Consider the following 23,034-nt stretch of genomic DNA (forward strand, 5'->3'; position numbering starts at 1 on the left):
ACCGCGTAAGAGTGGATGCCAAAAGAGTGGGAATCATTGGCGTCTTCTCCTCCCCATGGCGGCAGCTTGTCGCGCTGTGCGCTGACTTGCCGTGAAAGGCATCGCGATGGTGTGTCCGCGTCACTCTTGAGCCATGGCAGCAAAAGACGAACTAGGCGCTCGCGGCGAAATCCTCGCGGCCGATCATCTGACCGAAGCCGGGCTGGAGATTCTCGACCGCAATTGGCGATGCTCGCAAGGTGAACTCGACATTGTCGCTCGCGACCGTGACGAGGTCGTGTTCGTCGAAGTCAAGACTCGGTCAAGTGTGCTGTTCGGGCATCCCTTCGAGTCGATAACCTCCACCAAGGTGGCACGCTTGCGACGGCTCGCGGCCGCTTGGTGTGAGGAACACCCCGGCTCAGGTGCTGCCATACGCATCGATGCTGTTGCAGTGATCGTGCCTGCTCGTGGAGTGATCGAGATCGAGCACCTGAAGCGTGTGTCGTGATCGGCAGAACCTACGCCGTCTCACTGCTCGGTCTAGAGGGTGCGATTGTCGAGATCGAGGCCGACCTCTCTAACAACTTGCCCGGCTTTGTGCTTATTGGGTTGCCCGATACAGCCCTGGGAGAAGCGAAGGATCGGGTGCGGGCGGCAGCCACGAACTCTGGATGCGGGCTGCCGAACCGCAAAATTACCGTCAACCTGTCACCTGCCGCGCTCCCCAAACACGGCTCCGGTTTCGACCTCGGGATAGCAATCGCGGCGCTCGCAGCATCCGGCACCGTGTCCGCAGAGTCCATCGATCGTGTTGTGCACATCGGCGAGCTCGGGCTTGATGGGCGATTGCGTCCGGTGAACGGCGTACTGCCCGCAGTGCTCGCCGCATCGCGAGCTGGCTTCGGTACCGTCATGGTGCCTAGTGGCAATGCTGACGAAGCATCTCTCGTTCCTGGGATGCGCGTAGTCGCGGTTCCCTCGTTGCGCGATGCGGCGATCTGGCACGGGGGAGAGTTTGAGCCCCAACCAGTGGATGTCATCACCCGACCCATCGTCGAGGCAACTCCGGAAACCACCGGCGACCTCGCCGACATGATTGGAGGCAGCGATGCGATCGACGCGATGCTCGTCGCCGCGGCTGGCGGGCATCATGTGTTCTTGCTTGGCCCACCAGGCGCAGGTAAGACGATGCTCGCGGCACGGCTCCCTGGACTCCTGCCCGACCTCGACCCACACGCAGCCCTCGAAGTTTCTTCGATCCGATCACTCGCGGGGCTGCCTGTCGGCAGTAGCCTCACTACCCGTCCGCCGCTCGAAGCCCCGCACCACACCGCCACCGCTGCCGCGCTCGTGGGTGGGGGTAGCTCGCAGATCCGTCCGGGTGCTGCCGCGCGGGCCTCCGATGGAGTGCTCTTTCTTGACGAGGCACCCGAGTTTGCGCCCGCGGCTCTGGATGCGCTGCGCCAGCCTCTCGAATCGGGGATCATCAGCATCCACCGAGCCAACTCGGTCGCCCACTTTCCCGGTCGCTTTCAGCTCGTGATGGCCGCTAACCCCTGCCCCTGCGGGCAATGGGGTGCGCGTGACAGCGAATGCACGTGTCCGCCAAATTCGCGGCGGCGCTACCTTGCTCGGCTCTCGGGCCCGCTGCTCGACCGAATCGACATCCAATTCAGAGTTGAACGAATCACCAGTGCGCAGCTGCGTCTTGCGGGGGAGCGCCCGTCCCTCTCCACGGCGGATGCTCGCGCCAAAGTTACTGCAGCCCGGCAGCGTGCGCTTGCACGACTTACGGCAACGCCGTGGCGACTCAACTCGCAAGTTCCGGGCTCGTACCTCCGCGGCCGCGAACTACGCCTCGCGCCCAAGATCACGGCCGGGTTGGATCGCGCTCTCGAACGCGGCGGAATCACTATGCGTGGTTACGACCGCGTGTTGCGGGTCGCCTGGTCACTCGCTGACCTCGCCGACGACGCACGACCCGACGACACCCACGTCGGGCAAGCACTGTATCTACGAAAGGCAATGTCACAGTGAGCATGTTTGGACTCAAAGAATCAGAAGTAGCGAAACTCGTACGGGCGGTAAGCGCTCCCGGTGAGCTCGACCGCGACGCCATCGAAAACCGCTTTGCGCGAGCCACCTGGAGTGGACTTGCCGAACCCGGCGATCGACTCGCAGGGCGTGCTATTCAGCAACTCGGCCCGGCCCGAGCCCTCACCGCTGTTGTTGAACATTGGGACGCTGCACGCTTCGCCGGCGAGCTATCCGCCGACGGCGATACGGTGCCCGAGGACGACATGCGGCAAGCCATCGAACGGTGGCTGCCGCGACTCAAATCAGACAGTGCGCTCATCGCGTTGCGTCAAGCGGCGCGCTTCGGCGCCCGACTCCTGACGCGCGATGACACCCTCTGGCCAACGCGACTCAACGACCTCGACTGGCATGCGCCCGCGGCACTCTGGGTGCGCGGAACGGATGCGGCGCTCGCCGGAATCGTCGACGGCATCGCGCTCGTCGGCGCACGGGCTGCAACCGGCTACGGTGAACACATCACGATGGAAGCCTCCGCAGGTCTCGTCGATCGTGGATACACAATCATCTCCGGCGCCGCCTACGGAATCGACGGGATGGCCCACCGCGCAGCCCTCGCCAGCCAAGGACTCACCGTGGCGTTTCTCGCCGGGGGAGTCGACCGCTTCTACCCGAGCGGCCACGACAGCCTCCTCACCCGAATCGTCGAAAGTGGTGCTGTGATCTCCGAACTCCCATGCGGATCGCCACCCACCAAATGGCGATTCCTGCAAAGAAACAGACTCATAGCGGCGGCAAGCATGGCGACCATTGTGCTCGAGGCAGGCTGGCGTTCCGGCTCCCTCAACACCGCAGGCCATGCCGCCACGCTTGGCAGACCTTTGGGTGCAGTGCCCGGTCCCGTCACCAGCGCGGCGTCCGCTGGCTGCCACCGTCTCATCCGTGACTACGACGCCGTGTGTGTCACCGATCCCGACCAAATGGCAGAACTCGCGCCGCTCGACCGCGAAGCGCATACCAACGCCAGCTTGAACGATGCGCCGACAAACACATCCGAGAGTGGAGCCGACAGTGACCAGTCCGCTGGCCGGTCCGACCTCGAATCCCGACCTGAGTCCGCGGATGCTGACGCTCCACGCAACACCGAAACTACGCGCCTTCTCGACGCCCTCAGCACGCGCAGCGCCCGCACCACAGACGACATCGCAGCTCGCAGCGGGCTCGCACTCGCCACGGTTCGCGCTCAACTCGGGATGCTGGAGCTCGACGGCTGCGTCAGCGAGACCGAACGCGGCTGGAAGCGGACCGTATCGGCTCCAGCGAGTCGTTGACGGCCCGGCACCAACAAGCACCGACTCGCGCAAGCAGACGTATGTTGCGCGAAAAAGCGGGCAATCTCACCTGTGTGCACAAGAGGTGAAAGCTGTGAAGTCATCTCTCGCGGTGCAAAAATTGTGCACAAAGGCGGGAAATATGCCGCAAAGCTGCAGAAACAGGCCTACTCTTTAGAAAATCTAATGCTTTATATGTGCCTATTGAGATTGTTCCTAATCCTTATGTCTGCCAAAGTAGACAGGCTTAGCCCACGGATGTGCATGAGAAAGGCGACACAATGAACGATCAGTTCTTCCAAATTATCGCAATGGTCATTTATTTGGCCGCAATGCTTGGTATCGGTTGGTGGGCGTACAAGCGAACAACCAACCTTGATGACTACATGCTCGCCGGCCGCAAGCTCAGCCCAGGAGTTGCAGCGCTCAGCGCTGGCGCATCCGACATGTCGGGTTGGCTCCTTCTCGGACTCCCCGGCGCCTTCTACATTGGTGGACTCTTCCAAGGCTGGATCGCCATTGGCCTCACCATTGGCGCCTGGCTCAACTGGAAGTTTGTAGCACCGCGTCTGCGTGCCTACACCGAGGTTTCAAGAAACTCGATCACACTGCCGAGCTTCTTCGAGAACCGCCTCCGCGACAAGTCACGCATTCTGCGCATCACAGCAGGCGTCATCATCCTCGTGTTCTTCACCTTCTACGTCTCATCAGGAATGGTCGCCGGTGGTGTCTTCTTCCAGAGTGCATTCGGCTCCGAGTACTGGATCGGAATGTTCGTTGTTGGTGGAGTTACCGTTCTCTACACACTCTTCGGTGGATTCATCGGCGCAACCTACACCGACGTTGTGCAGGGCATCATGATCTTCCTCGCCCTCATCGCAGTGCCCATCGTCGGCATCACGCAGACCGGTGGAGTCGCCAACACCATCGAATCGATTCGTGCAGCGAACACCGAAATCGACATGTTCAGCCTCTTCACTGGTGGAACAGTGCTCGCCGCGATTTCTGCAGCAGCATGGGGACTCGGCTACTTCGGCCAGCCACACATCCTCGTGCGCTTCATGGCGCTCCGCTCGCCAGGAGATGCCATCGCCGGCCGCCGCATCGGTATAACCTGGATGCTTGTCTCCGTAGTCGGTGCCATGGCATCCGCCCTCATCGGTGTCGCGTACTTCCAGCAGCACCCTGAGCTCTCGCTCGAGAACCCTGAGCGGGTGTTCCTCGAACTCGCACAGATCTTCTTCCACCCACTGATCGCAGGACTCGTACTCGCAGCAGTTGTGGCCGCCATCATGAGCACGATCTCCTCGCAGCTCATCGTGTCGTCATCGGCACTGGTAGAAGACCTCTTCAAGATCGTCGCCAAGAAGGAAGCAACCCCCAAAGCTCAGGTAATCCTGGGTCGTATGGGCGTGCTGATCGTCTCGATCGTCGCCATCGCTCTCGCGTGGAACCCCGACTCGTCGATCCTCAGTCTCGTTGCCTACGCCTGGGCCGGCTTCGGAGCAGCGTTCGGACCGATCGTGATCCTGTCGCTCTTCTGGCGCAAACTCACCAGCATGGGTGCCCTTGCAGGGATGATCGTCGGTGCAGTCACCGTCATCATCTGGGGCAACGTCCCAGCGCTCACCGGAGCGATGTACGAAATCGTTCCTGGCTTCGCGCTCAACCTGGTTGTGGCAGTCGTGGTGAGCATGCTCACCTTCAAGAACAGCGCCGGAATCACTGAGGAATTCGATTCCGCAGTCGAAGGTGTACGCACCGGAACCGTGCAGCTGCCCGTCATCACCAAGCAGGACTAATTTCCGCATAGTCGCTACGTCTATCTAGACGCGAGCACTGAGGATGCCCGCCCGCCACAATTGTGGTGCGGCGGGCATCCTGCGTTAACCACGCAGCACAACAAGGAGGGCTAGAGTGCCACCGTCACGCGACCCTGTCGGATGACACCCGACGCACCTAGGCTAGAAACGTGATTCAACTCGGCCAGTACCCAGCACCCAGTCACGTCATTGCGCACGTCAGCGATACTCACCTGCTGGCTGGCGGAAGACCGCTCTATGGTGCCGTCAACACCATCGACCACCTCGAACAGGCTCTCACGCAACTCGAACGATCCACCGCGCACCCCCAAGCCATCGTCTTCACCGGCGACCTTGCTGACCTGGGCGAGCCAGACGCCTACCTACGCCTGCGCAGCATCGTCGAGCCAGCAGCGAAGCGGATGAACGCCGAGATCATCTGGGTCATGGGCAACCACGACGAACGCGCCCAATACTCGTCGCTCCTATTCAATGAAGAATCGGATGCCCCCCAAGACCGCGTGTACATGATCGACGGGTTGCGCATCATCTCTTTCGACACCACAGTGCCGGGCTACCACCACGGTGGGATAAGCGACGAGCAACTGGAGTGGCTGCGCAACGAACTTGCCGCCCCAGCCCCGCACGGCAGCCTGTTGGCGGTGCATCATCCACCGATCCCGACGCCGATGCTCGAAGCGATGGGCATGCTCGAACTTCAGCGCCAAGAACGCCTAGCTGAAGTGTTGAAGGGCAGCGATGTGCGAGCGATTCTTGCGGGCCACCTGCACTACTCAACCCACTCTACTTTTGCGGGCATCCCCGTCTCTGTCGCCTCGGCAACCTGCTACACGCTCGATCTCAGCGCCGAAGATCGGCTGCTGTCTGGCGTCGACTACGGGCAGGCCGTCAACGTGGTGCATGTCTACGAGAATCAGACAGTGCACTCGATCATCCCTGTCGGCGACACCGCAGAAATCACTGGGCACTCGGCCGAAGCCTGGACTCAAATCGAAGCGATGACGCCCGAGCAGCGCCTTGAAGCCTTCTCGGCCAAAAACTCAACCTTCAACGCGGCCGAAGTGCAGGCGTCCGAATAAGGCAATCGAGCAATAGCTGGTCCGAGCACTACGGCGACTGCATCGAGCATGCCGCCGGGCGTGAAAGCATTGGGTTATGACTCAGGGCGCTGACACCACACCACTACACACCCGAATCGAACTAGAGCAGCAACTAATTTCGCCCGAATTCGTTACTGACACCATTCGGGTACTCACCGGCCACGAATCGATTCGCAGTTTCGATCCCAGCCCCATCGCAGCCGAAGTGTTGGAAGCGATCCTGGTTTCTGCGCGCAGCGCACCCACCTCATCAAACCTGCAGGCGTACAGCATCATCGTTATCGAAGACGAGGAACGACGAGCGCGGATGGCTCACCTAGTGGGCGACCAGCGCTACGTCGCTGAAGCCCCGGTAATGCTCATCTTCTGCGCTGATGTCTCTCGGCTGCACTATCTTGCCGAGCGACAAGGCCACACTTTTGCCGCCGACAACCTTGAAATGTTCTTGACGGCATCCATCGATGCCAGCCTTGCCCTTCAGAATGCTCTCGTTGCGGCAGAATCGCTCGGGCTCGGTGCGGTGCCCATCGGATCCGTACGCAATGAACCCAGCCTCGTCGCCGAAGAGTTGGCGTTGCCCGCCGGCGTCTTTGCGGTCGCCGGACTCACGATCGGCTACCCAAACCCCGGAGTGCGCAGAGGGGCAAAACCGCGCCTTCCCAGCGGATCGGTAGTGCACCGCGAGCAGTACTCCATTGAAGACCTCGAGCAGCACGTTGGTGACTACGACGCCGTCATGATCGCCAACGGCCTGTATGCCGGGCGCCAGGTTGCCAGCGACCCCCAGATTCCGGATGCCGAATACGGGTGGGCAGAACACACCGCGCGTCGCAGCAGTAAACCAGAAACGCTCGCTGGCCCATCAGCCGCGCTGCGGGATCACCTCAAAGACGAGGTCGAATCGCGCGGGTTCTCGATTCGCTAACTGGCGAGGTTGCTAACTTGCGGGGTCGCAGGCTGAGCAAGCCCTCAGCTGGCGGGAGTCGCTAGCCGGGTTTGTCGGTTGCCCGGCTCGCACGCGCCACGAACACCAAGATCAGCGGCTGTGCCACTTTCATCACTGCCCACAGAAGCTTGTAGCGCACACTCGGAATTGATACGGCGCGACCGCGAGCAGCGCTGCGAAGAGCAGAGCGCACGACGAACTCAGCATCAAGCCACATCCACTTCGGTGCCATGGATGCTCGTTCAATGCCCAGTCGCGAGTGGAACTCGGTGCGCACAAACCCGGGAGCCAGCGCAGTGAACGTCACCCCACGACTGCGGTAGTGTGCATTGGCCCAACGGCTGAAACTCATCGGCCACGCTTTTGCTGCGGCATAGAGTCCGAGTGGGGCTTCGCCTGCAAGGCTCGCCACGGTCAGCACGGTGCCCGTACCGCGAGCGAGCATTCCGCCCAGCGCCGCATGGCTGAGGCGCATCGGAACTGTTGCTAGTAGTTCGAGCATCCGTTCCTCATCGTCGACCGAGTTGAGCTCGAACTCTTGCGGCAGCCCATAGCCGGCGTTGTTTACGAGGAACGTGATGGGCTCGGTGGCCGACTTCAGGCGAATTTCTACCACTGCGCGCTCAGCCGCGGTGGTGAGATCTGCAGCAATCACCTCGACGGCAACGCCCGCCTCCTCGCGCAGTTCGGCGGCCACGCTGTCGAGGCGTTCACGATCGCGTGCAACAAGAACCAGGTCGTAACCCTCCTGGGCAAGGTGACGTGAAAACTGGGCGCCAATGCCCGAGGTCGCACCGGTAACAAGAGCAATGCCTGTGAGGGAGCGTGAAGATCGTGTGGCCATGCCGAAACGCTATCGCGGCGAACCCGATTGCCGCGCACATGCCGCACGATAGAGGCGTGAACCTTCACCGCCTCGTGGATACCTTCGCCGCCTATCTTGCGGCCGATCGCGGCTTTAGCATGCACACAGTCCGTTCGTACCACTCTGACCTCACCAATCTGGTGGAGTTCGCCACCGAGCGCGGTGCGAGCGAGCCCGACGATCTCGACCTTGAACTGCTTCGGGATTGGCTGTGGTACGCATCCCAGGCAGGCCTAGCCAAGTCGACTCTTGCCCGCCGGGCTGCCGCTTCCCGAGGATTCAGTACCTGGTTGGAGAAGACAAATCACGCGTCGACGGATGCCGCGGCACGGCTCAAAGCGCCGAAAGCTGAGCGGCATCTTCCCCGGGTGCTCAATCGCGACCAAATGTCTGACATGTTGCAGAGCGTCGCCGCGCGCGCATCATCCGCGGATCCGGTGGCGTTGAGAGATCAGGCGATAGTGGAACTGCTCTATGCCTCGGCGCTGCGCGTGAGCGAACTTACGGGCCTGAGCGTGAGCGATATTGACGATTCTCGACTGACCGTGCGGGTGTTGGGCAAGGGGGCGAAAGAGAGAGTTGTGCCTTTCGGAATCCCTGCGCAGCGAGCGATCTCTGTGTATCTGCAGCACGGGCGCCCACAACTCACTAGTGAGACTGCAGGGTCGGCGGCACTCTTTGTTGGTGCGCGCGGTAAGCGATTGACGACTCGCACCGTGTACGAAGTTATTGCGCACTTGCTGGCTGATGTACCGGGTTCTGGTGGCTCCGGGCCGCACACGCTTCGCCACACTGCTGCTACCCATCTGCTGGATGGTGGAGCAGATTTGCGCGCAGTGCAAGAAATGCTGGGTCACGCCAGCCTCGGCACCACCCAGCTCTATACGCACGTCTCAGCGGAGCGCCTGCGCGAGAGCTATCGAACGGCGCATCCGCGGGCCTAGCTGTTGGGCTTCAGCTCAGACTCGCAGCCCGGGCACGTCGGCGCGTGGTCGCGGCACGGCAGGTTTTGGGGGAGGGACTTCGCCCGGATCGGGCAATTGAGCCCGGTAGATGGTGACTACTCCATCGAGATAGCGCTCGATAACCTTTTTCTCTGCGTCATCAAACTCGTCGAGCACTCGATCGATGCCCATGATCATGGGCATGAGCGTCGCCATTGCGGTCTCAACCGAACGCGGGTTCGGCACCACGACTACGCTGCGGCGGTCGGTGGGATGTTGCTCCCGCGTCACGTGGCCGACGCCAATGAGTCGGTCGATCACGGCGGTCACCGCGGCGGTCGAAATGTTGAGTCGTCGGGAGAGCTCGGTGGGTGGGAGCGGCCCGTGCATGATCAGGTGCTCCATGGCCTCGAGGTCAGTGGCGTTGACCGAGAGCGTGCGCCCGAGGTGTTGTTCGAACTCGTCGCTGGTGTCGAGGATGTCGCGCAACAGCTGAGTGGGGCGTCGCGCTTGGGGTTGCTCCATTGGTTTATCAGTGTGTTGCATGCGAACCAGTTTACGGCTATATTCCTAACTTGTCGAATATCTAATCAATCGAAATACTTTCTGCTTCAGAAGGAGCGCGATGTCTCGCCTCAGGACCTTCATCACCGCACGACGCACTTCGTGGATCGTTCTGGTTGGCGCACTTCTCGCAGCCGGCGCAATCTTCGCGGTAGGCACAGGCAACGAAGAAGGAACATTGCCCGGGGTCGGCTTGCCAGACTCGGCCGAATCCGCTCAAGCGGCAGCCGCGGCAGAAGACCTGCCTGGCGCTGACTCAACAGTCGCGCTGCTGGTATTCAGCCGCGATGGAGACGCTCTCAGCGACAACGATACTGAGGCCGTTTCTTCCACAGCGACAGCCTTGAGCGACTTTTCAGCGGAAGGCTTCGTTCCGCCGCCCGTATTTTCCGACGACGGAACAACAGCACTCGTGACGGTTCCGCTCGACAAACTTTCTGAGGCAGAGGAGCAGGCCGAACGGGCCGATGAGATCCGTACAGCCGCGAACTCCGATCTCCCCGATGGCCTCAACGCACTCCTCAGCGGCCCCGAGGGCTTTGCGGTCGACATCGCCGCAGTGTTCGAAGGTGCCGACTTCACGCTGCTGCTCACGACAGTCATCGTCGTCGCGGTTTTGCTGTTGATTACCTACCGCAGCCCATGGTTGTGGCTCGTGCCCCTCGTCGTCGTCGGCACCGCTGATGGCCTCGCGGGAATCGTTGCTGCCCGAGTTGCTGCGCTCGCAGGTATCCAGTTGGATGCCTCGGTCACGGGAATTCTTTCGGTGCTCGTTTTCGGTGCCGGTACTAACTATGCGCTACTGCTGATTGCTCGATACCGCGACGAGTTGCGGCTCGTTGAGGATCGTCGCGAGGCAATGTCTCGTGCGCTGCGTGGCGCTGGTCCCGCCATCATCGCCAGTGGAAGCACCGTCGTGCTCGCCCTGCTCACCCTCGTTTTTGCTGAGCTGCAGGGCAACCGTGCGCTCGGAATTGCGTGTGCCACTGGTGTCGTCATTGCGATGATCTTCGCCCTGGTTGTGCTGCCGGCCGCACTCGTGCTCTTTGGCCGCGGGTTGTTCTGGCCGTACATTCCCCAGTTCGGCACGGAAGGCAGCGCTGAGCGCGGTGTCTGGCACAAGCTTGGCGTTCTGGTCTCCACGAAGCCGGTCGTGGTCGCCATTCTGGGCGCGGTTGTGCTTGGCGCTCTCTCGTTGGGTGTTCCGCAGATCACGATCGGGCTGTCGCAGACCGAGAGCTTCACGCAGGTTCCCGAAGCAGTTCAGGGTCAAGAAATTATTGCGGATGCGTTCCCTGCTGGCAGTGGTTCGCCGGCATCCGTCATCGTGAACGCTGACTACGCATTGGAGGTCGCTCAGACGGCCGCGGGCGTAGATGGCGTCGATTCGGTGCGCATTGGTGAGAGCACAGACACGATCACGCAGATCACGGTGGTGTTGGATGACGCGGCTGAGACCGAGGCATCGTTCGCCACGATTGAGGCGCTTCGCTCGGAACTGTCGACCATCGAAGGTGCCAACGCCCTCGTCGGCGGTTTGGATGCTCAGGCTCTCGACGTGGAGCGCGCTCAGCAGTCTGATCAGGATCTCGTGATTCCGCTGATCCTGGGGCTCGTGTTCATCGTGCTCGTGCTCCTGCTGCGCTCCCTAGTGGCACCGATTTTGTTGCTGCTGACCGTGGTGGCCTCGTTCTTCGCCAGTCTCGGAGCCAGTTGGTTGCTCTTTGAGTCGGTATTCGGGTTCCCCGCGATCGACACGAATGTTGTCTTGTTCAGCTTCCTGTTCCTGGTGGCGCTTGGCGTCGACTACAACATTTTCTTGGTGACTCGAGCTAGAGAAGAGGCACTCGAACATGGCACGCGTGCCGGCATGATCCGAGCGCTGTCGTCTACCGGCGGAGTGATCACGAGCGCGGGTATTCTGCTCGCAGCAGTGTTCGCTGTGCTTGGTGTGCTGCCGCTCATCACCCTCACCCAGATCGGAATCATCGTCTGCATTGGTGTGCTGTTGGATACGCTGCTCGTTCGTACGGTCATCGTGCCGTCGCTCGCGTTTATCGCTGGCGAGAAGTTCTGGTGGCCGGGCCGCGCGATCTCTGTTGGCGCCGAAGTGCGCACTCCTCAGCGCACTGCGGATTCGCACGCAGCAAAACACGCTGCCGCGAAGCAGGTTCCCGGTTGGCGGGCTGACGAATCGCACGAGGCAAAGCACAGCATCGATCGCTAGCGGGTTGCTGGTGCGCATCACGGATCACGCGTCGGCAGCAGAATGGCCCGCGGTATCCCGCTCAGATAGTTGAGCGGCGACACGTAGTCGCCATCGAGTCGAACCCCGAAGTGTAAGCAGGACCGCATGCAGTGGCCCTGCTGCACTTCGCCGATCACCTGCCCCCGGGTCACCGAATCGCCGCGAGCGAGCGTGCTTGTCACTGGTTCGTAGCTGGTGATGAGTCCACCCGGATGCCGGATCGAGAGCACGGGTCGGTCAACTACCGTGCCCGCAAAATGCACGACGCCCTCGGCGGGTGCGCGCACCTCAACGGCTGAGCCAACATCGATGTCGATACCTCGGTGTCCGGAGGAGTATGGGTTTTCTGGCGCGATATAGGGCCGAACGATCGGATGCGGATCCGTGACGGGCCAATCCCACGGCTCCGAAGCTGCGACGCCCGCCAGATCGGCCTCAGACAGAGCGACCGATGCGATGTTCGGCGACGCCGCGCCAAACGGCAGCACGATTAGCGCGAGAAGTAGACAAACGGCGGCTCGAAGCATCCATCTACTGTCGATGATCGCGCGGCACGCGGGCCCCAAACCGACGAGTCGGGGAGAGTTAGCGACTGGGATGACGTTGTGGGGGAGCGATGGTATGATTTTGGCAGCACCGCGTGTATTCGCGGTGACTACGCGTGCCTCGCTGCGGTACAACTACCGCAGCACACGGCCACTATCTCCACTCAGTCCCCTCTCGCGCACCGTTGCGATGGGGGCGGAGGTATGCCCGGGCACCAGGATTCGCGCCAACCGGCCGCGAGTATTAACTGAGAAGGCCGCTGATGCCACGGGCAGCAGTGAGCCAGAAAAGGAGAACGGCCATGGCCGTCGTAACCATCCGCCAGCTGCTCGACAGCGGCGTACACTTCGGACACCAGACTCGTCGTTGGAACCCGAAAATGAAGCGCTTTATTCTGACCGAGCGCTCGGGCAGCCACATCATCGACTTGCAGCAGTCGCTTGCTCACATCGACGCGACGTATGACTACGTCAAGGAGACGGTCGCCCACGGCGGAACCATCCTCTTCGTCGGTACCAAGAAGCAGGCACAGGGAACGATCGCTGAGCAGGCTCTGCGCGTAGGGCAGCCCTACGTCAACCAGCGCTGGCTCGGTGGACTCCTCACCAACTTCCAGACGGTCTCCAAGCGTCTTGCACGCATGAAGGAGCTCGAGGAGGTCGACTTCGACGACACCACACGTGGTTTCACGAAGAAGGAACTGCTCATTCAGAAGCGTGAGCTGACGAAACTGCAGAAGAGCCTCGGTGGTATCCGTAACCTCACGAAGACCCCATCGGCAATCTGGATCGTTGACACCAAGAAAGAGCACCTCGCAATCGACGAAGCTCATAAGCTGGGCATCCCTGTCATCGCGATCCTCGACACCAACTGCGACCCCGACGACGTTGCTTACCCAATCCCGGGTAATGACGACGCGATTCGCTCAGTTGGTCTCCTCACCCGCATCGTCGCTGACGCGGCAGCTGAGGGACTCATCCAGCGTCACCAGAAGCCAGAAGAGGGCAAAGAAGTAGAGCCCATGGCTGCATGGGAAGCTGAGCTTCTCGGCCAGGCTGACGCTGACGCTGACGCGGCCAAGTCAGAAGAGCCTGCTACGGCTGAGAAGGCCGAAGCACCTGCCAAGGCTGAGAAGGCCGAGAAGGCCGAGAAGGCTGAGAAGGCCGAAGCGCCTGCAAAGGCTGAGAAGGCTGAAGAGCCCGCCAAGGCTGAAGCACCTGCCAAGGCTGAGAAGGCCGAAGCACCTGCAAAGGCAGAAAAGGCTGAGAAGCCCGCCAAAGCAGAAGCTGAGAAGCCCGCCAAGGCCGACAAGGACGAGGCCAAGGCCGCAAAGCCTGCTGCTAAGCCCGCCGCAAAGAAGCCCGCTGCGAAGGCCGCTGACGCAGCCGACGACAAGAAGTAAGGATTCGAAACAATGGCAGATTTTCGCCTCGAAGACCTCAAGACCCTGCGTGAGCGCCTCGGCACCGGCATGGTCGAAACCAAGAACGCGCTCGTAGAAGCTGGCGGAGACCTCGAGAAGGCCACCGAGCTGCTGCGTCTGCGCGGTGCCAAGAGCAACGCCAAGCGTTCAGACCGTTCCACCAGCGAAGGCCTCATCGCCGCACAGTCGTCTGGTGCAACAACTACGATCATCGAACTCGCCTGCGAGACCGATTTCGTTGCAAAGAGTGACAAATTTGTTGCTCTCGGCGAGGCCGTTGCTGCTGCCGTTGCCGATGCTGGTGCGTCGACCGTTGAGGAAGGCCTCGCGGCATCCGCAGGGTCGAAGACGGTTGCGCAGCTCATCAGTGACGAAGCTGCGATCCTGGGCGAGAAGTTCGAGCTTCGCCGTCTGTCCAAGCTTGAGGGCGACTCGTTCGAGATATACATGCACCGCACTAACAAAGACCTGCCTCCGCAGGTTGGCGTTGTTGTTGCCTACACGGGTGACGACGCAGAAACTGCTCGCGGAATTGCACAGCACATCTCGTTCGCGGCTCCCACCTACCTCTCTCGTGACGAGGTTCCGGCGGATGACGTCGCGAACGAGCGTCGCATCGTTGAGGAGATCAGCCGCGGCGAGGGCAAGCCTGATGTTGCTCTTCCCAAGATCGTAGAAGGCCGCCTCGGTGCGTTCTTCAAGCAGGTCGCACTGTTTGACCAGGACTACGCTCGCGACAACAAGGTCTCGGTTGCCAAGGTTGCCGCTGATGCTGGCATCACCGTTACTGGTTTTGCACGCTTCAAGGTAGGCGCCTAACACGCACACTCGTGAAGGCCCGGGGCTCTAATGCCTCGGGCCTTTAGTGTGCCGGGACCAATTTCAGGTGCCGAGGGGGTTGCTTGCAGCGAGTTTGCTGTGCGCCACCGCTGAACGCTAGTCAAACCAATAGCCTGTATAGGACGACCACGAAGGAAAGAAGACGATGACAACACAACGCAAACGCCGGGTGCTGCTGAAACTGTCGGGAGAATCCTTCGGTGGCGGACAACTCGGAGTCAATCCCGATGTCGTTTCAGCACTTGCTAAAGAGATCGCTGCGGCATCCGCCGATGTCGAAATCGCAATCGTCGTCGGTGGGGGCAACTTCTTCCGCGGTGCCGAACTGAGCCAGCGTGGAATGGACCGCGGCCGTGCCGACTATATGGGCATGTTGGGCACCGTCATGAACGCCCTCGCCCTTCAGGACTTTCTCGAACAGGCTGGCGTCGCTACCCGGGTGCAGTCCGCGATTGCCATGACTCAGGTTGCCGAGCCATACATTCCACTGCGCGCCGAACGCCACCTTGAGAAGGGTCGCATTGTGATCTTCGGTGCCGGCGCAGGCCTGCCGTACTTCTCGACCGACACCGTGGCCGCGCAGCGCGCCCTCGAGATCGGTGCTGAAGAAGTGCTGGTCGCTAAGAATGGTGTCGATGGGGTTTACGACGCAGACCCCCGCAGCAACCCGAATGCTCGCAAGCTTGACTCAATCAGTTTCCAAGATGCTCTCGTGCAGGGACTCAAGGTTGTTGATTCCACCGCGTTTAGCCTCTGCATGGACAACTCCATGCCGATGCTGGTATTCGGCATGGAACCAGCAGGAAATCTCACCCGCGCGATCGTTGGAGAGCAGATTGGAACTCGCGTGCACGGCTAACGTGCCGAGCTGTTTAACGCCACCAACCCAAACAGACCCCCTGTGTGAAGCGAGGCAAGAGCTCAGCGACGCCAGACAAACTCCGAGCGTGCTGCAGCCGTCGATGCCACGACTGCACGCTAAACTCGGGGGAGACTAAGAGGAGTGCTCGTGATCAGTGATGTTCTAGCGGAAGCTAGCGAAAAGATGAACAAGGCAGTGGAAGCTGCCAAAGACGACTTCGGCACGGTGCGCACTGGCCGTGCCAACCCCGCACTGTTCCAGAAGGTGCTCGTGGACTACTACGGCACCCCGACACCTTTGCAGCAGCTTGCATCGATGGTCAATCAAGAGGCGCGTACGCTCCTCATCACGCCGTTCGACAAGTCAGCGCTCAAAGACATTGAGAAGGCTATTGCCGGGGCCCACCACTTGGGCGCCAGCGTTGGCAACGATGGCAGTGTCATCCGTGCCACGCTGCCCGAACTGACGGAGGATCGCCGCAAGGAGTTCGTCAAGATTGTTCGTGACAAGGCTGAGCAGGCTCGAGTTTCGCTGCGCAACGTGCGTCGCAAGGCTAAAGATGATCTGGATGCCCTCACTGAGGTCGGCGAAGATGAGGTCGCTCGTGCGGAGAAGGAGCTCGAAGCGAGCACCAAGGCTCACGTAGACGCTATTGACGACGCACTCAAGCGCAAAGAGTCCGAGCTACTCGAGGTCTAATGGTCTCCGAATTCGAAGCTCAGGTTCGGGCAACTAACGACAAAATCAACGCCCGTACAGGGCGTCCTCTAGCGATGGCTCTCACTGTGGGGCTCGCGCTAGGGCTTTCGTTGTTGTTCAGTCTGATCTTTGTCAAAGAGCTGTACATGCTCTTTGCTGGCGTTCTGGTGGCGTTCACGGCTTTTGAATTGGCCAGCGCGCTTCGGTTCGCTGGGCTCAATATTCCGCGACTGCCCACTGTCATCGCCGCTGTTGCGGTCGTGCCGGCATCGTTCTATTGGCTAGCCGAAGGACAGTGGTACGTCACTCTCGCAGGCATCGCCTTTGTCAGCGTGTGGAGGCTCGTCTGGCTTATTCGGCCGAGCCACCGCGGCTCTGTGCGTGCCGTGCTCAGAGATCTCGGAGCAGGCGTCTTCGTCATGCTCTACATTGCTTTCTTGGCGAGCTTCACTGTGCTGCTCACCGCGCAAGACGGCGGCCAGTGGTGGACACTCGCGATGTTGATCGTCGTCGTCGTGAGTGACATCGGGGCCTACGCCAGCGGTCTTTCCTTTGGAAAACACCCCATGGCGCCGACCATTAGCCCTAACAAGACTTGGGAAGGTTTTGCCGGAGCTGCGGTCGCATCGGTGACTGCCGGAGTGCTGTTGGCACTCTTCATGCTCGATCAACCTGTCTGGGTCGGAATCATCTTTGGGCTCGTCATTCTCGGCACCGCCACAATGGGCGATCTTGCGGAATCGCTCATCAAACGCGACCTGGGAATCAAAGACATCAGCACCTGGCTCCCGGGCCACGGAGGGTTCCTCGACCGCGTCGATTCATCGCTGCTGTCGGCCGCCGCCGGCTATGCGCTGTTTCTTATCTTCGCGTAGGGCACAATAGAACCGTGAGCACCACTTTCCCCCGCACCCGCAAGTCAAAGTTGGGTTATAACGTTGACCAAGTCGAGGACTTCCTTGAAGAAGCTCGCAGCGCTTACACGTCTGAGCGAACTGACACCGCTGTGGTCTCGTCGCGTACTATTCGCAAGCTCGCTTTTGTCATGCAGAAGGGCGGATACTCGCCGCTTCACGTTGACTCTGCGCTTGAGCGCCTAGAAGATGCGTTCGCTGTTCGAGAGCGTGACCGTTCGATTGCGGACCTCGGTGAATCGGCGTGGTATACGAATGCTCGTTCAGAGGCTCAAGAGATCCTCAATCGTCTGGCGCGACACAACGGTAAGAAGTTTTCTCGCGTCAGCTCGTTCACAACGGGCTACGCAGTCAAAGACGTCGATGCGTTCGCAGATGAACTAGTCAGCTACTTTCAGCATGGCGCTCCGCTCACTATCGAACGTGTGCGCACCGTTGCATTCCGCAGCACTAAGGGCGGTTATCGCGAGTCACAGGTCGACTATCTGCTCGACAGCGTGATCGACGTCATGCTTGCGGTTCGTTAGTTCCCTCCGTTTTTTCAGGTCGGTACGCTAACATTCCAAATATTGTGTTCATAAATTCTCGAGCAGTAAATCTCCGCACTCAGGCAAAAAGCCAGGGTGCGGATGTTTCTGGGCACCACAAACGTTCCCCATGGAGTCTTCGACTCTTCGCATCCTTGGTCAGTCTTGGGTTCGTCGCTACCTTCATGATGGCTGTCCCAGACCCGGTCAGTACGGTATCTGCCGCTAGCGTGCCGGTGAACTCGATCGAGCGCGCCGAAGTGCAGTCGCTCACCGTCGCAGAAGGTTTCGTCAACGAAATTTCGCGCGACAAGCTGGCCGTGAAAGAGATCGTCGTAGAACCGGTGATTCCCGCTGAGCCCGCTGCGCCCGTTGCGCCCGTTGCGCCAGCAGCAGGGGTGCCCGATCCCGGAACGGCTCAAGCAATCGCGCAGTCGATGCTTGCCGCACGCGGCATGGGCGCAGACCAGTTCAACTGTTTGGTCGGCCTGTGGAACCGCGAATCAGGCTGGAACGTCTACGCAATGAACCCGTCTAGTGGCGCGTACGGCATCCCGCAGGCGCTTCCTGGCAACAAGATGGCGACAGCGGGCGCTGACTGGGCCACAAACCCGGCAACTCAGGTCGCCTGGGGCCTCAGCTATATCGAGAGCCGCTACGCGACGCCGTGTGGAGCGTGGGCTCATTCCGAGAACAACGGCTGGTACTAGCTCCCTACGACCGAACGCATAAGCTTGAGCTATGCCTCGTTCGAATCGCCCCCGCGGGCGGCGTCGCCCCGACGATGACGATCGTGGTGACCTCAACCAAGTGCTGTACGGTTCCCGTCGAACCGAGCACAAGTCAGACGGCGAATGGAATGTTCAGCCAGTCTCGTCAGGCAACGCGGTCAAAACCTACACCTGCCCCGGATGCTCTCAGCCCATCTCTGCGGGGGTCGCGCACACTGTCACGTGGCGTGCTGACGGCATCATGGGCGAAGCAGACGACCTCGCAGCGCGGCGCCATTGGCACCAGCACTGCTGGAAGATCAGATTGTGAGAGCACCCCATGAGTGAAGCGATCAGAGGCGCGACCGAGCTCCCAGCCAAGCGCGAACACATCGAATTGCAGACGAGCGACGGTTTCACTCTCGTTGGTGAACTCTCGTTGCCCGAGTCTGGCCATATCGCCGCGACTCTTGTCACGCTGCATCCGCTGCCAACGGCAGGCGGTTTCATGGATTCCCACATCATTCGCAAGGCAGCGGCACGTTTGCCTGCGTTAGCGGATGTTGCGGTCTTGCGGTTCAACTTTCGTGGCGTTACCTCGCCCCGCGGCACATCAGAAGGCTCATTTGGCGAAGGGCTGCTTGAGCAACACGATCTGACTGCTGCCATGGACTTCGTGCGCGAGCGCGGGCTACCCAACGTGTGGCTGATGGGTTGGTCATTCGGCACCGAGGTTACTCTCAAGTTTGGCCGCGAACATCCCATCACGGGAGCAATTTTGCTCTCACCGCCACTCCACCGCGCGAGCGCTGACGAGGTTGCTGCGTGGGCGGGCGATGAACGCCGCTTGGTCGCAATCATCCCGGAGCTTGACGACTATTTACGTCCGGAGGAGGCAGCAAAACGCTTTGCTTCGGTGCCCGAGCTTGAGTTCATCGTCGTTGAGGGCGGAAAGCATCTCTGGGTGGGGGAGGCGCAGACGTACCGCGTACTCAGTGAGATAGTTGCCCGACTTAACCCGATGGTGCTGCCGTTACCGCGTACGTGGCCTCCGGAGCCTGCACAGTCGTTGTGAGTGCGTGCCCCGCGGTCAGCTAGAGATCTGCTTGGCGGGGAACGATAACCTGCTGAACGATGAGCAGTATCGCCGCGGCCACGGGAATGGCGATGAGCGCGCCCAAGGGGCCCAGCAGCGTTCCGCCAGCGAGAACCGCGATCACCACGAGCGCTCCGGGTATCTTGACCGCCTTACTCATAATGCGCGGGTTGAGGAAGTACGCCTCAACCTGCATGTAGATCAGGTAGTAAATTCCGACCGCGATGACGCTCGGAGGGCCGTTGAACAGCAGCACGAGCAGCGTGATGACAACCGAACCACTCAGTGTTCCCACGAGTGGGATGAGTGAGCCCAAGAATGCGATGAATGCAAGCAGTGCTGAGTACTTCACCGGCAGCCCAAACGCCGGGAAGATCAGCGTGAGCACAATAAATGACAGAACGCCGTTGACGAGAGCAAGCGAACCCTGGCCAATGACATAGCGGCCTACTGCGGTGCTTACCTGCTCAGCGAGGTCAATGAACTTGGCCCGCTTCGTCGCGGGCACTAGCTGGTAGATGCCCGACTTGATGTTGTTGATTGACGACACAAAGTAGATAGTGAGAATGAGCACAATAATCGCGCCGGTGATGCCGGTGGCGATACCGATGCCCACAGCAAAAACGCCGCCACCGATGGTGGTGAAATCGAGCTCAGTTACCCAGGTGGTGAAACCGTCGAGCAGATCTTGAACCTCGAGCCAAGGAAACGCTGTTTCAACGTTCTCTCGGATCGTTCCATCAAAAAGCGCCGTCACGAGCCGCGGAATAGCCTTGGCCGCATTGCGCACTTGCTCTGCGATCACGGGAACGATTGCAAACACGAGCCCCGCAAAGACTCCGAGTACGCCGACCAGCACCGTGAGAATTGCCGTCCACCGCGGAAACTTTTTCTTCTCGAGCCAGGTCACCAGTGGATCGAGTCCAAGCGCAAGGAAAAGTGCCGCACCAACATAGGTGAGGATCGTGGCTAAGGAAATAATCGTCTGACCGATTCCGACCGCGACGAGCACACCTAGGCCGACCAAGAGCCCGAGGCGGAAAGGGTTGAGAATCTTCATTGCAAGGCTCCGTCCAGCCTGAGACGACGAGGGTTCAGGCTGCACGCAATTCTAGGTGCCCGCAGGCAGATTACTGGCCAACATCCTCGGCTTGGTTGAGAACTCCGCGGAGGTTCTCGAAGTAACCGGCAACCGTCTCGCGCTCAGCTTTGATCTTGGCCAAGCGTTCCTCGGAATCGCTGACAAGCTCGCTTGAGCGCTTCTCGGCATCGTCGACTAGCGATTTGGCGCGCTGCTCAGCATCCGCAATTTCGTTCGCCGCGCGCTCGGATGCTTCCGTCAGTATCGACTTTGCTTCTGCTTGCGAGTTCGTGCCGAGCTCTTCTGCTTCGTGGCGCTTGGCGTTCGCCTCTCGCACGGCCTCTCCCAATTGCGCCTGAGCTTCTTCAAGGTAACTCTGTGTCTGAGTTGATGCCTCTTTGTGCTGGGCCAAGAACTCCTTTTCAGCCTCATCACGACGGGCCGCGAGTTCTTGCCCTAGCGCGATGCGTGCCGCGTCAGCTTCGCGTTCGATTGAGGTGCGCGTCTCTTCACGCTGATGTTGGATGGATGCCCGAGTCGACTCGACTTCGTTGGCGAGTTCTGCGCGCTGGCGTGCAATGTCTCGCTCGAGGTCTGCGGTTTGTTTCTGCACATCGTGAGCGAGGGCCGCGCGAGTTTCAGTATCTTCCGTCTCGAGGGCGGTGCGCTTGCCGTCAATCTCAGCATCAAGATCGGCGTGACGACGGGCCATCTCTTCTTCGAGGTCTGCGGTATCTGTCGCGATTTTTGCTTCAAGCTCGTTGCGTCGCCTAGCCATCTCGGCTTCAAACTGGGCGCGTGCCGTTGTGCTCTCGTTCTCGAACGCGCTGCGAGCGATTGTAATTTCTTCTTCAAGTCCCGCGCGGGTGCTCTCAACGTCGCTCTCGAGGGCTGCTCGCGTTGAGCTGACCTCCTTGGCGAGTGCCTTCTTGGTGGACGTGACCTCGCGATCGAGCGCTTTCTTCTGGGCTGCCAGATCTGCTGCGAGTTCACTGCGTGAGGTCTTGACGTGTGCCTCAAGTTCGGCGCGAGTTGTTGTCACCTCGTCGTCGAGTGCTGCCTTGGCCGTCGCAACTTCTTGCTCCAAGTTTGAGCGAGTGGTTGTTACCTCTTGTTCGAGCGCTGCCTGGGCAACTTTAACTTCCTGTTCAAGCGCAGTCTTGGTGGTTGTGACCTCTTGTTCGAGAGCCGCCTTCGTGCTCGTTACTTCGTACTCGAGAGCCGCCTTCTCGGTGGTGACTTCGTCATCGAACTCTGCTCGAGTGATGGTGACATCGCTCTCGAGTTGCGCTCGTGCTTCTCGCTCGTCTAGTTCCCACTGCTCGCGAGCTTCAGTAAGTTCGCTCTCAAGCGCTACACGTGCGGTTAGTACGTCTTTCTCAAGCTCGCTGCGTACGCTCGCGGCCTCAGACTCGACCGCTGCTCGTGTGGCATCAGTCTCAGCCTCTAGCGCGGCGTAAGCGGCATCCAGTTCGGCCTTCTGCTTTGCCTGAGCGGCGTTGGTTTCGTTGGCAAGCTTCGTATGAGCTGCCCTGGTCTCGTTGGCAAGCTTCGTTTGTGCAGCTTTAGTCTCGTTGGCGAGGGTCTCGCGGGCGGTGGTCGTTTCCGCTTCCAGCTCGGCGCGAGCAGTCTCAACCTCTCTCGCCAGATCGGTGCGTGCCTGCTCGACATCGCGTTCGAGGTCTTCGCGCTGCTTCGTGTTCTCAGCCTCGAAGGTGGCGCGGCCCAGTTCGGCGTCGCGGGCTAGCGCTTCGGCAGCCTCGTGCGCTTCAGCTACTTCGCTTGCCGTGCCGGCGCGAAGTTCCGTCATCGCGCGTTCAGTCTCGGCACGCAGGGCTGCAGCTTCACGTTTGGCTGACGTGCGAGCATCCGCTGCCTCAGTCGCAACAGCACCTCGAATGGTGGCTGCTTCGCGCGAGGCATCTGAGGTGAGTTGCGCTGCTTCGTTGCGAGCGCGGGAAATGAGAGCATCCACTTCGGCCTGTGATGTTTGGGCTAGCGAGTCGGCTTCGCGATTGGCATCGGCCAGAATGCGTTCTGACTCGCTCGTTGTCTCGTTGCGCAAGTTCGTGGTTTCCGACTGAACAGCCTTGCGCATCTTCTCAGCATCAATATCAGCCTGGCTGATCAGCTGAGTTGAGTGCTCCTCGGCAACCCGAAGCATGCTCTCGAGCTTGGAGCCAAGCCCGCTGTAGGTGGGGCTGCCCGACTCGTCGAGTTCTGCCTGCAGATCCTCGTTAACAGCAAGGAGTCGCTTCACTTCTTTGGTAGAAGCGGTGCGGTCAGCTTTGGCAGCGACTAGTTCGCGACGAAGTTCGCCAATTAGTTTGTCGACATCATCCTTCTTATAGCCGCGCATTTCGGTGCCGAAGTCAGTATCGTTGGCGGCCAAGGCATCTCCTTGAAGTCAGCGGAAAGGACCTTTAGAGTTTAGTGGTGCTGGACCGCTAACTGTCATTCCGGTCTCGATGGGCTTTGGGCACTCAACGTTCTCTCAGT

At 60.4% G+C, this 23,034-nt stretch carries 22 protein-coding genes; 17 read left to right on the forward strand and 5 right to left on the reverse strand.

Going from position 1 to position 23,034, the window contains the following annotated elements:
• Window positions 1-133: 133 nt before the first annotated feature.
• The 6 genes from ACTJJW_RS05310 (at window position 134) to ACTJJW_RS05335 (ending at window position 7,195) form a co-directional block, all read left to right on the forward strand.
• The gene (locus ACTJJW_RS05310; protein ID WP_462643092.1) at window positions 134-490 is read left to right on the forward strand and encodes a YraN family protein; all 357 of its coding nucleotides are present in this window, start codon (window positions 134-136) and stop codon (window positions 488-490) included.
• Window positions 487-2,019, forward strand: a complete 1,533-nt coding sequence (locus tag ACTJJW_RS05315; RefSeq protein ID WP_462643093.1) for a YifB family Mg chelatase-like AAA ATPase — start codon at window positions 487-489, stop codon at window positions 2,017-2,019. The genes ACTJJW_RS05310 and ACTJJW_RS05315 overlap by 4 nt, the downstream gene beginning before the upstream one ends.
• Window positions 2,016-3,347, forward strand: a complete 1,332-nt coding sequence (gene dprA / locus ACTJJW_RS05320) for a DNA-processing protein DprA (RefSeq protein ID WP_462643094.1) — start codon at window positions 2,016-2,018, stop codon at window positions 3,345-3,347. The genes ACTJJW_RS05315 and dprA overlap by 4 nt, the downstream gene beginning before the upstream one ends.
• 281 nt (window positions 3,348-3,628) lie before the next feature.
• Complete coding sequence (gene putP, locus ACTJJW_RS05325) at window positions 3,629-5,149, forward strand: sodium/proline symporter PutP (RefSeq protein WP_462643095.1); 1,521 nt, start codon at window positions 3,629-3,631, stop codon at window positions 5,147-5,149.
• A gap of 170 nt (window positions 5,150-5,319) precedes the next feature.
• Complete coding sequence (locus ACTJJW_RS05330) at window positions 5,320-6,249, forward strand: phosphodiesterase (protein ID WP_462643096.1); 930 nt, start codon at window positions 5,320-5,322, stop codon at window positions 6,247-6,249.
• A 76-nt stretch (window positions 6,250-6,325) separates the two neighbouring features.
• On the forward strand, window positions 6,326-7,195 hold the full coding sequence (locus ACTJJW_RS05335; RefSeq protein WP_462643097.1) for an NADPH-dependent oxidoreductase: 870 nt from the start codon (window positions 6,326-6,328) through the stop codon (window positions 7,193-7,195).
• 61 nt (window positions 7,196-7,256) lie between these two features.
• On the opposite strand, the gene ACTJJW_RS05340 is transcribed toward ACTJJW_RS05335, so the two are convergent.
• The gene (locus ACTJJW_RS05340) at window positions 7,257-8,060 is read right to left on the reverse strand and encodes an SDR family NAD(P)-dependent oxidoreductase (RefSeq protein ID WP_462643098.1); all 804 of its coding nucleotides are present in this window, start codon (window positions 8,058-8,060) and stop codon (window positions 7,257-7,259) included.
• Window positions 8,061-8,116: 56 nt separating this feature from the next.
• Between ACTJJW_RS05340 and ACTJJW_RS05345 the strand changes: the two genes are divergently transcribed.
• Window positions 8,117-9,025, forward strand: coding sequence for a tyrosine recombinase XerC (locus ACTJJW_RS05345; RefSeq protein ID WP_462643099.1), 909 nt, complete (start codon window positions 8,117-8,119; stop codon window positions 9,023-9,025).
• 15 nt (window positions 9,026-9,040) lie between these two features.
• On the opposite strand, the gene ACTJJW_RS05350 is transcribed toward ACTJJW_RS05345, so the two are convergent.
• Window positions 9,041-9,571, reverse strand: a complete 531-nt coding sequence (locus ACTJJW_RS05350; RefSeq protein WP_462643100.1) for a MarR family winged helix-turn-helix transcriptional regulator — start codon at window positions 9,569-9,571, stop codon at window positions 9,041-9,043.
• A 79-nt stretch (window positions 9,572-9,650) separates the two neighbouring features.
• Here ACTJJW_RS05350 and ACTJJW_RS05355 point away from each other — a divergent pair, with 79 nt between their 5' ends.
• Window positions 9,651-11,816 carry an MMPL family transporter gene (locus ACTJJW_RS05355; protein WP_462643101.1) on the forward strand — a complete coding sequence of 722 codons (2,166 nt, stop codon included), beginning with the start codon at window positions 9,651-9,653 and terminating at the stop codon, window positions 11,814-11,816.
• A 17-nt stretch (window positions 11,817-11,833) separates the two neighbouring features.
• Here ACTJJW_RS05355 and ACTJJW_RS05360 read toward each other — a convergent pair whose 3' ends face one another.
• The gene (locus ACTJJW_RS05360; RefSeq protein ID WP_462643102.1) at window positions 11,834-12,364 is read right to left on the reverse strand and encodes a M23 family metallopeptidase; all 531 of its coding nucleotides are present in this window, start codon (window positions 12,362-12,364) and stop codon (window positions 11,834-11,836) included.
• Between the two features lie 320 nt (window positions 12,365-12,684).
• Between ACTJJW_RS05360 and rpsB the strand changes: the two genes are divergently transcribed.
• The 9 genes from rpsB (at window position 12,685) to ACTJJW_RS05405 (ending at window position 19,433) form a co-directional block, all read left to right on the forward strand.
• Complete coding sequence (gene rpsB, locus ACTJJW_RS05365) at window positions 12,685-13,785, forward strand: 30S ribosomal protein S2 (RefSeq protein WP_462643103.1); 1,101 nt, start codon at window positions 12,685-12,687, stop codon at window positions 13,783-13,785.
• Window positions 13,786-13,797: 12 nt separating this feature from the next.
• Window positions 13,798-14,625, forward strand: a complete 828-nt coding sequence (gene tsf, locus ACTJJW_RS05370; protein ID WP_462643104.1) for a translation elongation factor Ts — start codon at window positions 13,798-13,800, stop codon at window positions 14,623-14,625.
• 166 nt (window positions 14,626-14,791) lie between these two features.
• Window positions 14,792-15,505 (forward strand): UMP kinase, encoded by a 714-nt coding sequence (pyrH, locus tag ACTJJW_RS05375; protein ID WP_462643105.1) that lies wholly within the window; start codon window positions 14,792-14,794, stop codon window positions 15,503-15,505.
• 150 nt (window positions 15,506-15,655) lie between these two features.
• On the forward strand, window positions 15,656-16,207 hold the full coding sequence (gene frr, locus ACTJJW_RS05380) for a ribosome recycling factor (RefSeq protein ID WP_462643106.1): 552 nt from the start codon (window positions 15,656-15,658) through the stop codon (window positions 16,205-16,207).
• Complete coding sequence (locus tag ACTJJW_RS05385; protein ID WP_462643107.1) at window positions 16,207-17,082, forward strand: phosphatidate cytidylyltransferase; 876 nt, start codon at window positions 16,207-16,209, stop codon at window positions 17,080-17,082. Before frr ends, ACTJJW_RS05385 begins: the two co-directional genes overlap by 1 nt.
• Window positions 17,083-17,096: 14 nt before the next feature.
• Window positions 17,097-17,648, forward strand: coding sequence for a DivIVA domain-containing protein (locus ACTJJW_RS05390; protein ID WP_462643108.1), 552 nt, complete (start codon window positions 17,097-17,099; stop codon window positions 17,646-17,648).
• Window positions 17,649-17,692: 44 nt separating this feature from the next.
• Complete coding sequence (locus ACTJJW_RS05395) at window positions 17,693-18,358, forward strand: aggregation-promoting factor C-terminal-like domain-containing protein (RefSeq protein WP_462643109.1); 666 nt, start codon at window positions 17,693-17,695, stop codon at window positions 18,356-18,358.
• A 31-nt stretch (window positions 18,359-18,389) separates the two neighbouring features.
• Window positions 18,390-18,689, forward strand: coding sequence for a hypothetical protein (locus tag ACTJJW_RS05400; RefSeq protein ID WP_462643110.1), 300 nt, complete (start codon window positions 18,390-18,392; stop codon window positions 18,687-18,689).
• A 9-nt stretch (window positions 18,690-18,698) separates the two neighbouring features.
• Window positions 18,699-19,433: an alpha/beta hydrolase gene (locus ACTJJW_RS05405; protein WP_462643111.1), complete on the forward strand. Its 735-nt coding sequence runs from the start codon at window positions 18,699-18,701 to the stop codon at window positions 19,431-19,433.
• A 19-nt stretch (window positions 19,434-19,452) separates the two neighbouring features.
• Here the strand turns inward: ACTJJW_RS05405 and ACTJJW_RS05410 are convergent, their stop codons facing one another.
• Together ACTJJW_RS05410 and ACTJJW_RS05415 are read right to left on the reverse strand one after the other, a co-directional pair.
• Window positions 19,453-20,514 carry an AI-2E family transporter gene (locus tag ACTJJW_RS05410; RefSeq protein ID WP_462643112.1) on the reverse strand — a complete coding sequence of 354 codons (1,062 nt, stop codon included), beginning with the start codon at window positions 20,512-20,514 and terminating at the stop codon, window positions 19,453-19,455.
• Between the two features lie 70 nt (window positions 20,515-20,584).
• On the reverse strand, window positions 20,585-22,927 hold the full coding sequence (locus ACTJJW_RS05415; protein WP_462643113.1) for a hypothetical protein: 2,343 nt from the start codon (window positions 22,925-22,927) through the stop codon (window positions 20,585-20,587).
• Window positions 22,928-23,034 lie beyond the last annotated feature (107 nt).

It is taken from the genome of Rhodoglobus galactosidasius (genome assembly GCF_054957775.1).

Bases quoted from the DNA above. Each gene is read 5' to 3' on its own strand.
- ACTJJW_RS05335 (WP_462643097.1), top strand. From the start codon at position 6,326: ATGACTCAGGGCGCTGACACCACACCACTACACACCCGAATCGAACTA.
- putP (WP_462643095.1), top strand. From the start codon at position 3,629: ATGAACGATCAGTTCTTCCAAATTATCGCAATGGTCATTTATTTGGCC.
- tsf (WP_462643104.1), top strand. From the start codon at position 13,798: ATGGCAGATTTTCGCCTCGAAGACCTCAAGACCCTGCGTGAGCGCCTC.
- ACTJJW_RS05350 (WP_462643100.1), bottom strand. From the start codon at position 9,571: ATGCAACACACTGATAAACCAATGGAGCAACCCCAAGCGCGACGCCCC.
- ACTJJW_RS05400 (WP_462643110.1), top strand. From the start codon at position 18,390: ATGCCTCGTTCGAATCGCCCCCGCGGGCGGCGTCGCCCCGACGATGAC.
- ACTJJW_RS05310 (WP_462643092.1), top strand. From the start codon at position 134: ATGGCAGCAAAAGACGAACTAGGCGCTCGCGGCGAAATCCTCGCGGCC.
- rpsB (WP_462643103.1), top strand. From the start codon at position 12,685: ATGGCCGTCGTAACCATCCGCCAGCTGCTCGACAGCGGCGTACACTTC.
- ACTJJW_RS05340 (WP_462643098.1), bottom strand. From the start codon at position 8,060: ATGGCCACACGATCTTCACGCTCCCTCACAGGCATTGCTCTTGTTACC.
- ACTJJW_RS05385 (WP_462643107.1), top strand. From the start codon at position 16,207: ATGGTCTCCGAATTCGAAGCTCAGGTTCGGGCAACTAACGACAAAATC.
- pyrH (WP_462643105.1), top strand. From the start codon at position 14,792: ATGACAACACAACGCAAACGCCGGGTGCTGCTGAAACTGTCGGGAGAA.
- ACTJJW_RS05360 (WP_462643102.1), bottom strand. From the start codon at position 12,364: ATGCTTCGAGCCGCCGTTTGTCTACTTCTCGCGCTAATCGTGCTGCCG.
- ACTJJW_RS05405 (WP_462643111.1), top strand. From the start codon at position 18,699: ATGAGTGAAGCGATCAGAGGCGCGACCGAGCTCCCAGCCAAGCGCGAA.
- ACTJJW_RS05410 (WP_462643112.1), bottom strand. From the start codon at position 20,514: ATGAAGATTCTCAACCCTTTCCGCCTCGGGCTCTTGGTCGGCCTAGGT.
- ACTJJW_RS05355 (WP_462643101.1), top strand. From the start codon at position 9,651: ATGTCTCGCCTCAGGACCTTCATCACCGCACGACGCACTTCGTGGATC.